We start from the raw sequence: 291 nt of genomic DNA on the forward strand, positions 1-291 counted from the left end.
CTGATTATATACAAAACGGCAACAGCCAAATGTTTTTGCGATCTGTATTTTCTGCTCATTATTTGGATATATTCTATATTGATATGCCTTTAACATCCACTGTCACCCTCTTTCTCAACCTTGATTTCCTATATATCTCTTCAGCATTTCTTCCGATACATTTCCTACACTACAGGCAAAATATCCATCTGTCCAAAAGGTATGTTCTTTTCAGAATTGTTTTCGTAAATATTGGGGATAACTTTTTCATATATGGTATGTTGTATAGCTCTTCATCAGGTTTACAATCTT

1 protein-coding gene is annotated in these 291 nt (G+C 33.3%); it reads right to left on the reverse strand.

Annotation, left to right across the window (positions count from 1 at the left end):
* On the reverse strand, positions 1-96 hold a 96-nt coding region (locus GPK60_RS05075), incomplete at its 3' end, for a helix-turn-helix domain-containing protein (RefSeq protein ID WP_215659008.1).
* Positions 97-291 lie beyond the last annotated feature (195 nt).

Source organism: Ruminococcus sp. MCC718 (assembly GCF_018783905.1).
Taxonomy (GTDB): Bacteria; Bacillota; Clostridia; order Lachnospirales; family Lachnospiraceae; genus Hominisplanchenecus; species Hominisplanchenecus faecis.